The organism is Planosporangium flavigriseum (assembly GCF_011947225.1).
GTDB classification, from domain to species: domain Bacteria; phylum Actinomycetota; class Actinomycetes; order Mycobacteriales; family Micromonosporaceae; genus Planosporangium; species Planosporangium flavigriseum.
Window position 1 is genome coordinate 231,020 of the sequence record NZ_JAATVW010000003.1, and the last position, 13,543, is coordinate 244,562.

A 13,543-nucleotide genomic window follows, 5' to 3' on the forward strand; every position below is an offset into this window, starting at 1 on the left:
ACTGCAACCCGTGTCTCGCGACTGCGGGGCTCGCTTCGCTCGACCCTGGCGCTCACTGTTCCACCTCCGAAGCCGCGAGTTGCCCGCAGGCCCCATCGATTTCGCGGCCCCGGGTGTCGCGGACCGTGGTCGGAACTCCGGCCGCGCGAAGCCGCCGGACAAACTCACGCTCGACCGGCTTCGGGCTCGCGTCCCATCGGCTTCCCGGAGTCGGGTTGAGCGGAATGAGATTGACATGAGCGAGCCTGCCCGACAAGAGCTCCCCGAGGAGATCCGCGCGCCAGGGGTGATCGTTCACGTTTTTGATCATCGCGTACTCGATGGAGACCCGGCGGCCCGTCTGCTCCGCGTACGCCCACGCGGCGTCGAGCACCTCGGCGACCTTCCAGCGCTGGTTCACCGGTACGAGTTCGTCACGCAACTCGTCGTCGGGTGCGTGCAGCGACAACGCCAGGGTCACCGCCAGCCCCTCTTCGGTCAGCCGGCGGATAGCCGGCACCAGGCCGACGGTGGAGACCGTGATGTGGCGCTGGGACAGGCCGAGCCCGTCCGGCGCCGGATCGGTCAGGCGCCGCACCGCGCCGATCACGCGCGGGTAGTTGGCCAGCGGCTCGCCCATACCCATGAACACCACGTGGGACAGTCGCGGGGGCGAACCCGGGATCGCACCGCTCGCCGCGACAGCCGCAAACGAGACGACCTGATCGACGATCTCGGCGGTCGACAGGTTACGGGTCAGCCCCGCCTGTCCCGTGGCGCAGAACGGACAGGCCATGCCACAGCCGGCCTGGCTGGAGATGCAGACCGTGACCCGGTCGGGGTAGCCCATCAGGACGCTCTCGACGAGCGAGCCGTCGTGCAGCCGCCAGAGCGTCTTGCGGGTCGCGCCGTCGTCACAGGCCAACTCCCGCACGGGCGTCAGCAACTGGGGCAGCATCGCCCCGGCGATGCGGGCCCGACTGGCAGCGGGCAGGTCGGTCATGGCGGCGGGATCACGCACGAGCCGGCCGAAGTAGTGGGTCGAGACCTGGCCGGCGCGGAACTCCCGCTCCCCCAGGTCCGCGATAGCGGCCCGGCGTTCGGCGGGATCAAGATCGGCGAGATGGCGCGGCGGCATGGCGGCTCGGCGCCGCGGCGGCGCGTCGGCCTGCGGCGAGGAGCTTTCGATAATGGGAAGGGCTGTCATGGCCCCACCAGTGTTTCATGCCGGAGCCCGGAACGGCGGTGTCGAACGCCGGCCATGCCGGAAAGGCTCCCTACCTCACCCGGCCGGCCAGTTTGTGCGTCACTCACGTCACAGCCGGCGCGACGAAGGCGAGCACGGCGACCGCCGTCGGAGCAGCGAACAGGACGGAGTCCAGCCGGTCCATCAGCCCACCGTGGCCGGGCAGGAGGCTACTCATGTCCTTGATCCCCAGGTCACGTTTGATCAGCGACTCGGCGAGATCGCCGAGCACGCTGGCCGCGGACACCGCGACGCCGAACAGGACCCCGTACCACCAGGCCACGTCGAACATGAAGGGCAGCATCAGCGCGCCGCCGATCGCGGCGGCCAGCAGTGAGCCGGCCGTGCCCTCCCAGGACTTCTTCGGGCTGACCGATGGCGCCATCGGCCGCTTGCCAAAGAAGACGCCGGCGACATACCCACCCGTATCGGACAGCACAACGCCGACCAGGGCCGCCAGCACCCGCAGATAGCCATCCTCAGGGCGGGCCAGCAGTACCGCGAATCCGCCGAGGAACGGCACGTACACCGCGATGAGCAGGGCCGCCACAACATCGTGTTGATAGCCGGCGGGACCGTCGGCCAGCCGCCACACCAGTGCCGCGATCGCCGTCGCGATCAGTCCGAGGAGCAACGCCTCGGCCCCTCCGTACCAGGCCAGGCCAGCCATCGCCAGACCACCGGCGATCAGCGGGACCATCGGCGGGCGTACCCCGCGGGCCCCGACCGCGCGCACCATCTCCCACGTGGCGACGACGATTGCGACAGCGACCACCCCGAGGAACGCGGGCGGCCACAGTACGAGCGACGCGACCACGACCGCGCCGAGAGTCACGCCGACGCCGATCGCAGCGCGCAGGTTGCGCCCGGCGCGCCCCTTGGGCTTCGCCGGCTCCTGTGCCGGCGAAGCCTCGTCGACGTCGGCCGCCTCCACCGGCCTTGCCTCGTCCGGGTGGCCGGGACTGGCTGCTGACACCGGGGGCAGCTCCGAGGTGGCTTCTGACACCGGGAGCAGCTCCGAGGTGGCTTCCGGACTCCCCTGAGCCGCCTCGGTATACCCCGGGCGCACGCCCGACCACGGATAGTCGGGCACTTCACCCCCCTCAGGCGCCGCGTGTCGACCCCGCTCCCGCGGGGCGGGGTCGGCGTCCAGGTGAAGCCCTAGGTCACGCTCCGTCTCCGGCGAACCGTTGGACGGCAAATCCCGGTACGTGTCGGACGCGGCATCGAGGTGCCGCGCCCGCTGCCGACGCGGGTGGGAATCATCGTGGCCGCGATCAGACGCATCGGGCCAGCCCGGAGAATCGAGGTGCGTCATCAGACCTCGAGCAGCTCGGCTTCCTTGTGCTTGACTACCTCGTCGACGTTCGCCACGTACTTGTGGGTGAGGTCATCGAGCTCCTTCTCCGCCCGGCGCACCTCGTCCTCGCCCGCCTCGCCATCCTTGATCAGGCGTTCGAGCTCTTCCTTGGCCTTGCGCCGAACGTTGCGGATCGCGACCTTGGCCTCTTCGCCCTTGTGGCGGGCGACCTTGGTCATGTCGCGCCGCCGCTCCTCGGTCATCTGCGGCAGCACGATACGCAGCTGCGTTCCCTCGTTGTTCGGGTTTACACCGAGGTCGGAGTCGCGGATCGCCTTCTCCATGGCGTGCAGCTGCGAGTTGTCGTACGGCTTGATGATCGCCATGCGGGGCTCCGGCACGGCGATCGAGGCCATCTGGGGCAGTGGCGTCGGCGTACCGTAGTAGTCAATGACGATCTTGGCGAACATCGCCGGGGTGGCCCGACCGGTCCGGATCGTCGCGAACTCCTCCTTGGCGAAAACGATCGCCCGGTCCATCTTCTCCTCGGCCTCGAAGAGTGTCTCGTCGATCACGTACTCCGTCGCCTCCTTCGTTCATGGGCCTCATCAGCCCGTCGGCCTACCGACCTCACGCTGCCGTGATGAGCGTTCCGATCCTCTCACCAATGACGGCGCGAATGATGGTGTCAGCACCCTCGGCCCCAAAAACGAGCATGGGTAGCCGGTTTTCCATGCACAAGCTGAACGCGGCGGCGTCCACCACCCGCAGGCCCCGGCGCAGCGCCTCCTCGAACGTGACCGTGTCGAGCTTGATCGCGCTGGGGTCGGTGCGTGGATCCGCGGTGTACACGCCGTCGACGCCGTTCTTACTCATCAGGACCGCGTCAGCGTGAATCTCAAGTGCGCGCTGGGCAGCGACGGTGTCGGTGGAGAAGTACGGCATCCCGGCGCCGGCACCGAAGATCACCACGCGCCCCTTCTCCAGGTGGCGGATCGCCCGGCGCGGGATGTACGGCTCGGCGACCTGGGCCATGTGAATCGCGGACTGCACCCGGGTGTCGATGGCCTCCTTCTCCAGGAAGTCCTGGAGGGCGAGGCAGTTCATCACGGTGCCGAGCATTCCCATGTAGTCGGCGCGGGCCCGGTCCATGCCGTGGCGCTGCAGTTCGGCCCCGCGGAAGAAGTTGCCCCCACCGATGACGACCGCGACCTGGACGCCCTTGCGGACAACCGTGGCGATCTGAGCGGCGATGGACTGGATGACGGTGGGGTCGACGCCGACCGCGCCACCGCCGAAGACCTCACCTGACAGCTTGAGCACCACCCGACGGGGGCGCGCCTGATCGCCTCCGGCATAGGCGGGTACGGCCAACTCGGCGGCGTTCGTCATCGGGAGCCCTTCCGTGTAGTTCGTTGTGTCGCGCCCGGCGGATTGAGGCACGCGCTCAACGGTCCGGGGTTTACGACGAGGGGGCCGCGGCGGTCCTGCACGGACACCGGCGACCCCCTCGCTGCGCTGGCCTTTGAGGCCTCAGGCCTGGCCCACCTCGAAGCGGACGAAGCGCGTCACGGTGATACCCGCTTCGTCGAGAATCTGGCGGACGGTCTTCTTCTGGTCGGTGACCGACGGCTGCTCGACGAGGACGAAGTCCTTGAAGAACGCGTTGACCCGACCCTCGATGATCTTCGGCAGAGCCTGCTCGGGCTTGCCCTCCTCGCGGGCGGTCTGCTCGGCGATACGCCGCTCGGACTCGACCACGTCGGCGGGCACCTCGTCACGGGTCAGGAACTTCGGCCGCATCGCGGCGATCTGCATCGCCACCGCCCGGGCGTCGTCGGCGCGGGCCTCGTCGGCCGCGCCGCCGGCACCGGCGAACTCAACCGCGACACCGACCTGCGGCGGCAGGTCGGGGCTCTTGCGGTGCATGTAGACCGCGATCTGGCCGTCGATCACCGCGAAGCGGTTGACCACGAGCTTCTCACCGATCTTGGCCGACTCGGACTCGACCGTCTCGGCGACCGTACGGCCGTCGCCCAGCTTGGAGTTGAGCAGCGCCTCGAGGTCGGCCGGCCGGGTCGCGTCGATGTGGCCGACGATCCGGTCGGCCAGCGCGACGAAGTCGGAGTTCTTGGCCACGAAGTCGGTCTCGCAGTTGAGCTCCAGCAGCGCCTGGCCGGCGTGCGCCACCAGACCCTGAGCAGTGGTGCGGCCGGCGCGCTTGCCGACGTCCTTCGCACCCTTGATGCGCAGGAGCTCGACAGCCTTGTCGAAGTCGCCCTCAGACTCCTGCAGGGCCTTCTTGCAGTCCATCATGCCGGCGCCGGTGAGGTCGCGGAGCCGCTTGACGTCTGCGGCGGTGAAGTCGGACATTGCTCTCTCTCGGTTCAGACGTGGGTGGGCGACGGTTCAGGGCTCCGCGCGGCAACAACGTCGCGCCGCGACTGGGCCCAGCGCTGCCGCGCACCGTCAGTGACGGTGCGCGGCAGCGGCCGATCAGGCCTGAGCGGACTCGGCGGGCGCGGCCGGAGCGGCCTCGGCGGGCGCGGCCTCGGTGGACGCCGCGGCGTCGGATCCCTGCAGCAGCTCGCGCTCCCACTCGGCCAGCGGCTCGTCGGTGCCGACCGCACCGGCCTCCGGCTTCTCGTCGGCCCGGCGAGCCTTGCCAGAACGGGCGATCAGGCCATCGGCGACGGCGTCGGCGATCACGCGGGTGAGCAGCGCCGCGGAGCGGATGGCATCGTCGTTACCCGGGATCGGGAAGTCGACCTCGTCCGGGTCGCAGTTGGTGTCGAGCACCGCGATCACCGGGATGCCCAGCTTACGGGCCTCGTCGACGGCGATGTGCTCCTTCTTGGTGTCGACGATCCAGACCGCGGCCGGGGTCTTCTGCATGTCCCGCAGGCCACCCAGGGTCCGGGTGAGCTTGATCTTCTCGCGGGACAGCTGCAGGGTCTCCTTCTTGGTGAAGCCCTGCGCCTGGCCGGTCTGCTCGATCGACTCCAGCTCCTTCATGCGCTGCAGCCGCTTGTACACCGTCTGGAAGTTGGTGAGCATGCCGCCCAGCCAGCGGTGGTTGACGTAGGGCATGCCGACCCGCGCCGCCTGCTCGGCGATCGCCTCCTGGGCCTGCTTCTTGGTGCCCACGAACATGATGCTGCCGCCCTCGGCGACCGTGGTGCGCACGTAGTCGTACGCCTTCTCGATGTAATCGAGCGTCTGGCGCAGGTCGATGATGTAGATACCGTTGCGCTCGGTGAAGATGAAGCGCTTCATCTTCGGGTTCCAGCGGCGGGTCTGGTGCCCGAAGTGGACACCGCTTTCCAGCAGCTGGCGCATGGTCACGACGGCCATGTGTAATGCTCCTTGAGTTGCCCTGGTTGTCACGGGGGCCGGGCGGCCCGCCGTCCTGGCGCCCGGTCACCAGCCGCGACTCACCCGACCTCAATTGAGCATCGGGACCAGGGCGGCCGCCGCCTCGGACCGTCAGCCGGGTAGACGGCTGAGCGGTGAGGAGGGCGCGCGAGGTCGACCACCTGTCGTGGTCGCCAGTCGTTGAGTGTACGCCGAGTTGCGATGGACGCCCGCCCCGCCCACCCAATCGGGCCGACCTAGGGGAAGTTGTGCCTATTTCGTCCCAGTTTCCCCTGAATCGACATGTCGACAGGGCGCGGATAAGGCAGTCGCTCGACAGGGCGCGAGTCAGGCGGCTGCGAGTCCGGCCGTGACGAACAGGGTCAGCGCCACCGGCAGGTACACCAGCGGCGGACGCAGCCACACCCGCAGGCCGGTGCCGGGGGCGGCCGCAACACCTCTGAATAGGCCGTACAGGCCGACGCCGAACATCGGCAGCCCGACCACGAGGAACGCGCTGGCGATCGAGTCGCCGACCCGGACGTTCGAGGTCAGAAACGCCGACGCCAGCAGACGCAGCGCCATCAGCTCGAACAGCACGGTGACCGCCACGATGGCGACCGCCATGCCCGGCCGCTGCGACCGGTAGACCCCGTCGCCGAGCTGTCCAGCCCCACCCGACGGCCGCCGTAGCGCGGATCGGTCGATCGGCTCCGTGGAGCGCCGCATCGCCTGCGTCTCTTCTGCTTGGTCCCCGCCCCAGGCACCACTGGAGGCCGGGCGGGGGTCACCGGAGACCGGGCGGGCGTCACCGGCCGGCGGTTGGTAGCCGGAAGGCTGCGGCGCGCCGGCTCCGGTGAGGTACGGCAGGCTGGACGTGGGTGCCGTATGGGCCGCGGCGGGGGCCGCCGGAGGCTCTGGGGCGTACGCGGGTGGCGCGTACGACTCAGGCACCGGGTGCGCGTACGGCTCAGGCACATACGCCTCGGGAGCCCCGGGCGGGGCCGGCGGCGTGTACGACTGCGGCGATTGCGGCTCCCCGGGGCGCGGGGCGAGCGGCATGGCCAGGACGGCGGCGCCGTCGGTTGGCCGCAGACCGCTTGAACTACCCCATTCGGGCTCGTGGCCCGGTCCGTCGAACTCGTCCGGAGAAACTTTGCGATGTGCATCCACGAGTCCGCACGGTAGGCGACGCTGGCAACCGACCGCCAGGATCCTCGCCACACACGCACCCGGCCGCATGCCCTCTCGTCCGGCCGTTTGAATGCTGGCGGCGGCGCTGCTCCCCCTAGGCTCATGCCATGGTCACGGACCCGCTCGTCGCCCGGATGCGCCCCTTCGGCACCACGATCTTCGCGGAGATGTCCGCCCTCGCGGCGCGTACCGACTCGGTCAACCTCGGTCAGGGCTTCCCGGACACCGACGGCCCGCCCGAGATGCTCGAGGCGGCGGTGCGCGCGATCCGCGAGGGCCGCAACCAGTACCCGCCGGGTCCGGGCATCCCGGAACTGCGGGCGGCGATCGCCGCACACCAGCGAGAGTTCTGGGGCCTGGGCTACGACCCGGACAGCGAGGTACTGGTCACCGCCGGCGCGACCGAGGCCATCGCGGCGGCGGTCCTGGCGCTGTGCGAGTCGGGTGACGAGGTGGTGTGCTTCGAGCCGTACTACGACTCGTACGCCGCGTCGATCGCCCTCGCCGGGGCGGTGCGGCGACCGGTGACCCTGCGGCCGGCACCGGACGGCGGCTACGGCTTCGACCCGGATGAGCTGCGGGCGGCTTTCGGTCCGCGTACCCGTGTGGTTCTGCTCAATTCGCCGCACAACCCGACAGGGAAGGTCTTCACCGCCGACGAACTGGCACTGGTCGCTTCGCTGTGCGTGGAGCACGACGCGGTCGCGGTCACCGACGAGGTGTACGAGCACCTGGTCTTCGACGGCGCCCACGTCCCGCTCGCGGGGCTGCCCGGGATGCGGGAGCGCACGGTGCAGATCTCGTCGGCGGGAAAGACCTTCTCGTGTACGGGCTGGAAGGTCGGCTGGGCGTGCGGCCCGGCGCCGCTGGTCTCCGCCGTGCTGCGGGTCAAACAGTTCCTCACGTTCGTCAACGCCGGCCCGCAACAGCCGGCGGTGGCGGTCGCGCTCGGCCTGCCGCGCTCTTACTACGACGGCTTCCGGGATTCCTTGCGCGACAAGCGGGACCGGCTGTGTCTTGGTCTCTCCGACGCCGGCTTCGACGTGCTGCGGTCGGACGGAACGTACTTCGTGACGGCCGACATCACACCGCTCGGCGGCACCGACGGGGTGGAGTTCTGCCGGTCGCTTCCCGAGCGGTGCGGGGTCGTGGCGGTACCGACGCAGGTCTTCTACGACGACGTTTCGGCGGGCAGGCAGCTGATCCGGTTCGCGTTCTGCAAGCGGGACGAGGTACTCGACGAGGCAGTTGCCCGCCTGCGGAAACTCTCCGACGCATAACAGATCGCCGGCGCGGACGCGACCCCGTCCACAGCCACCCTCGCTGTCCACATCTAGATCTTGAGTGGCTTGTCCGTCGGCGCCCCGGCGCCGATCGTCCTACGCCATGACGCAAGCAAAGGACGCGGTCGGGGCGTACGGCGAACGGGTGGCGTGCGCGCACCTGGTCGAGCAGGGCATGGTCGTGCTCGACCGCAACTGGCGGTGCCGCAGCGGCGAGATCGACCTGATCCTGCGGGACGGATCCGATCTGGTCTTCTGCGAGGTCAAGACCCGGCGCGGCGACCGGTTCGGCACGCCGGCCGAGGCGGTGGACGCGGCAAAGGTACGGCGCCTGCGCCGGCTGGCCGCGCAATGGCTGGCCCAGGCCGGTCTGCGGGTGCCGACCGTGCGCTTCGACGTGGTGAGCGTCGTACCCCAGCCCGCCGGCGCGGCCCGGGTCGAGCATGTACGCGGGGCCTTCTAGATGGGGTACGCGAAGGTCCACTCCGTCGCGCTGCTCGGCGTCGCCGGCGAGGTCGTCGTCGTCGAGGCGCACCTGGCCACCGGCCTCCCGGGCATGGTCGTATCCGGGCTGCCCGATGCCGCTCTCGTCGAGTCCCGCGACCGGGTCCGATCCGCGATCGTGAACTCCGGCGAGTCCTGGCCCCAGCAGCGCATCACCGTCAACCTGCTCCCGGCCCACCTGCCCAAGCACGGTTCCGGCTTCGATCTGGCCGTCGCGGTCGCCGTACTCGCCGGCGCCGGTGTCGTACCGGTCGATCTACTGCGCCGCGCGGCCCTGCTCGGCGAGCTCGGCCTCGACGGCACGGTCCGGCCGACCCGCGGGGTGCTGCCCGCCGTGCTCGCCGCCGCCCGATCGGGCCTGGAGCAGGTCGTCGTCCCCGTCGCCAACGCCGCCGAGGCGAGCCTCGTACCCGGGGTGACCGTCCGGGCCGCCGGCTCCCTGCGCGAACTCGTCGCCTTCGCCCGCGACGGCGTACCGCTGCGCACCCCCGCGCCGACACCGGCGGTCGAGCTGCCGCCGGGGCCGGACCTCGCCGACGTGCTCGGTCAGGAGCGCGGGCGCCGCGCCATCGAGCTGGCCGCCGCCGGCGGGCACCACCTCGCGCTCTTCGGCCCGCCCGGGGCGGGCAAGACGATGCTGGCCCAGCGCCTGCCGACCATCCTGCCGCCACTGGACGACGAGGCCGCGCTCGAAGTGACTGCCGTGCACTCCATCGCCGGCACGCTGCCGGCCGGCAGCCCGTTGATCCGCCGGCCGCCGTTCCAGGCGCCGCACCACACCGCGACCATGCCGTCCCTCGTCGGCGGTGGCTCGGGAATCGCCCGGCCGGGCGCGCTGAGCCTCGCCCACCGCGGGGTGCTCTTTCTGGACGAAGCCCCCGAGTACAACCGCGGCGTCCTCGACGCGCTGCGCCAGCCGCTGGAAGACGGCGAGGTCCGCCTGCTCCGCTCCGGCGGCGAGACCCGCTACCCGGCCCGGGTCCAGCTCGTCCTCGCCGCGAACCCGTGCCCGTGCGCGCGACCGGAAGGCGACCAGCAGTGTGACTGCGGTCGACTGACGCGCAGACGCTATCTCGGTAAGTTGTCCGGTCCACTGCTCGACCGCGTCGACCTGCAGGTGACGCTGCTTCCCGTCGCCTCTTCCGCCCTCCTGGCAGACCGCGTGACGGCGGAGAGCTCGGCCACGGTCGCGGCGCGGGTGGCCGCGGCCAGGGCGGCCGCCGCAGCCCGGTGGGCTGGCGTAACCGCCTGCAACACGGGTACGCGCGCTACCTGCAACGCCGACGTGACCGGAGCCGCGCTGCGCGACCACCGCTGGCGGCTGCCGCGCCCGGTCACCCGCGTCCTGGCGAAGGCGCTCGACCGGGGCGAACTGTCGGCGCGCGGCTACGACCGGGTCATCAAGGTCGCCTGGTCGATCGCCGACCTGGACGGCCGGCAGCGACCCGACACCGGTGACGTGACCGAAGCTCTCGAACTACGGAGGGGGACCCTGCTGTGACGGCTACCGACGAGATCCGGCTGGCCCGGGTGGCGCTGGGTTGCCTGGCCGAGCCGGGCAACCGGGAACTGGGTGTCCTGGTCCGGCAGGTCGGGCCGGCGGAGGCGCTCGACCGGCTCCTGAAGGGGTACGTCTCCGAGCGACTCGCCGAGGCGGCGCGACTGCGACTGAGCGACATCATCGACGCGCCGGACCTGGCTCGGGGGCTGCTCGACAGCGCCGACCGGATGGGCGCCAGGGTGGTCACCCCCGAAGACCACGAGTGGCCGGCACAGCTCGACGACCTGGCCCGCATCAGCCGGGCCTCCGACGGCCGCGCGGTTGACCGGGACACCGACCCTCCCCAATGCCTGTGGGTACGCGGCGACGCCCCGCTCAACGAGGCGTTCACCCGGTCCGTGGCCATCGTCGGCGCCCGAGCCGCCAGCAACTACGGCACGTACGTCGCCACCGAGATGTCGCATGGGCTCGCGGAACGCGGCTGGACCGTGGTCTCCGGTGGAGCGTTCGGCATCGACGCGGCCGCGCACCGTGCCGCGCTCGCCGCCGACGGGTTGACCGCGGCCATCCTCGCGTGCGGCGTCGACCGGCCGTACCCGCTCGGCCACGCCAACCTCTTCGACCGCATCGCCGAGACGGGGTTGCTCATCAGCGAGTGGCCGTTCGGCTCCGCCCCGCATCGGCTGCGGTTCCTCGTCCGCAACCGGGTCATCGCCGCCGTGACCCGGGGCACGGTGATGGTCGAAGCCGGCGGCCGCAGTGGGGCCCGCCAGACGCTCGGGCGGGCTCGTGCTCTCGGCCGCGCGGTGATGGCGGTGCCCGGCCCGGTCACCAGCGCCATGTCGGTCGGCTGCCACGCCGAGCTACGGGAGGAGGGCACCCGGCTGGTCAACAACTACAGCGAGATCCTGGAGGAGGTGGGCCGGATCGGTGACGACCTCGCGCCGCCGCCACGGGGACCTGACCGTCCACATGACACGCTCGATCCACTCGCAACGCAACTGCTCGACGCCGTGCTGCCGCGCAAGGCGCGTACCGCCGAAGAGATCGCCGCAGCGGCCGGGGTGAGCGGCCGAGACGCCCGCCGTACGCTGCCCACGCTGGTCGACGCCGGATTTGTCGTCGAGCACGGCAGCGGGTACCGGCTGGCGCCGACACCGTCCTCGTGCGAACCGCCGGCGGCGGGACGGTGGCCGGCTCCGTGATTTCGCTCATGCCATCGATATAGGTCGGCGTCCGCCGGCGCCGCGACCCGGCGCTGCCGGCGCTGGGCCAGGTCGTCGATCGCGGCCCAACCATCAGGCCGTCCACCTGGGACGATCTGCGCCTGCAAGCACCCGGACGCAATCGGCCGATGCACGTGCCACCCGACGAGCGACACAATTCCGGCAGTGGATTTCACCACAAACGATGGAGCCGAGACGTTTTCCGGCCACGCACGCGGGTAGAGCCCGTTCACCTCAATCTACGAGGAGGCCGGTCGAAATGAACTCCTTCGTCGTTGTCCGCCTCGACGGCGCCGCACTCGTGTGGACCGACTGGACGCTCAACGGCACCGTCGCCCCCGAGCTGTACCGGGTCCTGCAGGAACTGCTGGACACCGGGGCCAAACCGGTGGTCATCGACCTCGTCGAGGTCCCGTCCATCGACAGCTCAGCCGTCGCCGTACTCGCCGCCGCCGCCGTACGAGCCGGCCAACTCGGCTTCGGTCTTGAACTGCGCCTGCCCGGGGGGCATGCCATACCGGTGCGCGACGCCGCACAGCTACGCAGCGCGCTCATGCTGGCGTACCCGACCGCCGCCTGAGGTTCAGTCCGTCCGCACCCGCACGGTGTACGACTGTGCGGCCACCTCGGCGGGCTCCCACGGGCGGCGCAGGTGTGCCCGGACCACCCCCGGCTCGTCGACCCGCAGCACGACAAGCCGGTCACCCGGGGCACCCGGATACGTCGACGCCGGCGGCAACACCCGATCGTCGACGACCGCCATACCCGCCGGCGGGTCCAGCTCCCAGCGGTACCCGGTCGACACGTTCTGCGGCAGCACCACTTCGAGGGTCTCGCCACGCGGGACAACGACGGTCGAGCCGTCGTCAGCCGGGCCAACGCGAAAGGTCACGGGCGCCGTCCTCCCCGCCGGCGGCTCGGGGTAACGGAATCAACCTCGGTGGACCGGTCGTCTCCCGTACCACCAGCCTGGTCGGCACCACGACGTCGATGGGGTGCACCTTCGCACTACCGGTCAACGCCTCCAGCAGCATCGACGCGGCCAGCCGCCCCTCCGCCACAGCGGGCTGCGCCACCGTCGTCAGGCCGAGTACGGCCGACAGCTCGTGATCATCGATGCCGATGACGCTGATGTCGGTGGGCACGCGGAGGCCGTACTCGCGCAGGGTGCGCATCGCGCCCATGGCCGTCTCGTCGCAGGCGGCGAACACCGCGGTCGGCGGATCGCCACGCCGTAGCAGTTCGGCCATGCCGCGGGCACCACCGTCGATGGTAAATCCGGCCTCGACCTCAAGCGCTTCCTCGGGCTGCAGGCCGGCCGCGCACAGCGCCTGCCGGTACCCGGCCGTCCGGTCGATGTGGACGTTGGAGGCGAACTCGTCGTGTGCGTCGCCGGCGAGGTGGGCGATTCGCCGATGTCCCAGCGCGATGAGATGTTCCGTAGCGGCCCGGGCCGCGGCCTGATCATCGATACACACGCTGCCCCATCCGGGCTGCCGGCCGCCGACGACGACGATCGGCAGGCCGAGCCGGTCGAGCGCCGCATCGTCCTCGGCCGTACGCGGCACGCAGGCCAGGATCAGCGCGTCGACTCGTTTGTGCAGCCCGGAGCCGTGAAAGAGCCGTCTGGTCGCGGCCTGCCGACCGGCGAGGTTGAACAGCAGCACGTCATGACCGGAGGCGCGCAGGACCTCCTCGGCGGCGTCGACCAGGGTGGCGAAGTACCACCGGGTGACCCGTGGCACCACCACCCCGACCGAACCGCTACGCCCGCCGGCGAGCCGGGACGCGCTCGGCGACGCGACGTAGCCGAGCTCGGCCGCCGCGGACAGCACCCGGTCCCGGGTCTTCGGAGTCACCATCGGAAGCCCGCGCAGGGCGCGTGACACGGTGGCCGTGGAGACCCCGGCCAACCGTGCCACGTCGTCGATTTTGGCCATTACCGCCTCTCGCCGA

At 70.8% G+C, this 13,543-nt stretch carries 14 protein-coding genes; 5 read left to right on the forward strand and 9 right to left on the reverse strand.

The annotated features are described in order from the left end of the window. Nucleotides 1–52: 52 nt before the first annotated feature. From rlmN to HC028_RS06200, 7 genes are all read right to left on the reverse strand, one after another. Nucleotides 53–1,186, reverse strand: coding sequence for a dual-specificity RNA methyltransferase RlmN (rlmN, locus tag HC028_RS06170; RefSeq protein ID WP_168073826.1), 1,134 nt, complete (start codon nt 1,184–1,186; stop codon nt 53–55). Between the two features lie 103 nt (nt 1,187–1,289). Continuing rightward, nucleotides 1,290–2,543 carry a phosphatidate cytidylyltransferase gene (locus HC028_RS28660; RefSeq protein ID WP_168073828.1) on the reverse strand — a complete coding sequence of 418 codons (1,254 nt, stop codon included), beginning with the start codon at nt 2,541–2,543 and terminating at the stop codon, nt 1,290–1,292. Next, a complete protein-coding gene (frr, locus tag HC028_RS06180; protein ID WP_168073830.1) occupies nt 2,543–3,100 on the reverse strand; it encodes a ribosome recycling factor in 558 nt (185 codons plus the stop codon). Before frr ends, HC028_RS28660 begins: the two co-directional genes overlap by 1 nt. Nucleotides 3,101–3,155: 55 nt before the next feature. Further along, entirely contained in the window at nt 3,156–3,851 is a 696-nt protein-coding gene (pyrH, locus tag HC028_RS06185) for a UMP kinase (RefSeq protein WP_239075376.1), read from the reverse strand. Between the two features lie 207 nt (nt 3,852–4,058). Continuing rightward, complete coding sequence (gene tsf / locus HC028_RS06190; RefSeq protein ID WP_168073834.1) at nt 4,059–4,898, reverse strand: translation elongation factor Ts; 840 nt, start codon at nt 4,896–4,898, stop codon at nt 4,059–4,061. Nucleotides 4,899–5,021: 123 nt separating this feature from the next. Beyond that, nucleotides 5,022–5,879: a 30S ribosomal protein S2 gene (rpsB, locus tag HC028_RS06195; protein ID WP_168073836.1), complete on the reverse strand. Its 858-nt coding sequence runs from the start codon at nt 5,877–5,879 to the stop codon at nt 5,022–5,024. 348 nt (nt 5,880–6,227) lie between these two features. Next, nucleotides 6,228–7,052 (reverse strand): hypothetical protein, encoded by an 825-nt coding sequence (locus HC028_RS06200; protein WP_168073838.1) that lies wholly within the window; start codon nt 7,050–7,052, stop codon nt 6,228–6,230. A gap of 128 nt (nt 7,053–7,180) precedes the next feature. On the opposite strand from HC028_RS06200, the gene HC028_RS06205 reads away from it, so the two are divergent. From HC028_RS06205 to HC028_RS06225, 5 genes are all read left to right on the forward strand, one after another. Beyond that, nucleotides 7,181–8,353: a pyridoxal phosphate-dependent aminotransferase gene (locus HC028_RS06205; RefSeq protein ID WP_168073840.1), complete on the forward strand. Its 1,173-nt coding sequence runs from the start codon at nt 7,181–7,183 to the stop codon at nt 8,351–8,353. Between the two features lie 106 nt (nt 8,354–8,459). Then, on the forward strand, nt 8,460–8,819 hold the full coding sequence (locus HC028_RS06210) for a YraN family protein (protein ID WP_168073842.1): 360 nt from the start codon (nt 8,460–8,462) through the stop codon (nt 8,817–8,819). Then, entirely contained in the window at nt 8,820–10,361 is a 1,542-nt protein-coding gene (locus HC028_RS06215; RefSeq protein WP_168073844.1) for a YifB family Mg chelatase-like AAA ATPase, read from the forward strand. Continuing rightward, nucleotides 10,358–11,566, forward strand: a complete 1,209-nt coding sequence (gene dprA, locus HC028_RS06220; RefSeq protein WP_168073846.1) for a DNA-processing protein DprA — start codon at nt 10,358–10,360, stop codon at nt 11,564–11,566. The genes HC028_RS06215 and dprA overlap by 4 nt, the downstream gene beginning before the upstream one ends. Nucleotides 11,567–11,846: 280 nt before the next feature. Continuing rightward, entirely contained in the window at nt 11,847–12,167 is a 321-nt protein-coding gene (locus HC028_RS06225; RefSeq protein ID WP_168073848.1) for an STAS domain-containing protein, read from the forward strand. Nucleotides 12,168–12,170: 3 nt separating this feature from the next. Here the strand turns inward: HC028_RS06225 and HC028_RS06230 are convergent, their stop codons facing one another. Both HC028_RS06230 and HC028_RS06235 read right to left on the reverse strand, forming a co-directional pair. Further along, a complete protein-coding gene (locus HC028_RS06230; RefSeq protein WP_168073850.1) occupies nt 12,171–12,479 on the reverse strand; it encodes a protease inhibitor I42 family protein in 309 nt (102 codons plus the stop codon). Beyond that, on the reverse strand, nt 12,454–13,527 hold the full coding sequence (locus tag HC028_RS06235; protein WP_168073852.1) for a LacI family DNA-binding transcriptional regulator: 1,074 nt from the start codon (nt 13,525–13,527) through the stop codon (nt 12,454–12,456). Before HC028_RS06235 ends, HC028_RS06230 begins: the two co-directional genes overlap by 26 nt. Nucleotides 13,528–13,543: the final 16 nt, after the last annotated feature.

Bases quoted from the DNA above. Each gene is read 5' to 3' on its own strand.
- rlmN (WP_168073826.1), bottom strand. From the start codon at position 1,186: ATGACAGCCCTTCCCATTATCGAAAGCTCCTCGCCGCAGGCCGACGCG.
- HC028_RS28660 (WP_168073828.1), bottom strand. From the start codon at position 2,543: ATGACGCACCTCGATTCTCCGGGCTGGCCCGATGCGTCTGATCGCGGC.
- tsf (WP_168073834.1), bottom strand. From the start codon at position 4,898: ATGTCCGACTTCACCGCCGCAGACGTCAAGCGGCTCCGCGACCTCACC.
- rpsB (WP_168073836.1), bottom strand. From the start codon at position 5,879: ATGGCCGTCGTGACCATGCGCCAGCTGCTGGAAAGCGGTGTCCACTTC.
- HC028_RS06205 (WP_168073840.1), top strand. From the start codon at position 7,181: ATGGTCACGGACCCGCTCGTCGCCCGGATGCGCCCCTTCGGCACCACG.
- HC028_RS06210 (WP_168073842.1), top strand. From the start codon at position 8,460: ATGACGCAAGCAAAGGACGCGGTCGGGGCGTACGGCGAACGGGTGGCG.
- HC028_RS06215 (WP_168073844.1), top strand. From the start codon at position 8,820: ATGGGGTACGCGAAGGTCCACTCCGTCGCGCTGCTCGGCGTCGCCGGC.
- HC028_RS06225 (WP_168073848.1), top strand. From the start codon at position 11,847: ATGAACTCCTTCGTCGTTGTCCGCCTCGACGGCGCCGCACTCGTGTGG.
- HC028_RS06235 (WP_168073852.1), bottom strand. From the start codon at position 13,527: ATGGCCAAAATCGACGACGTGGCACGGTTGGCCGGGGTCTCCACGGCC.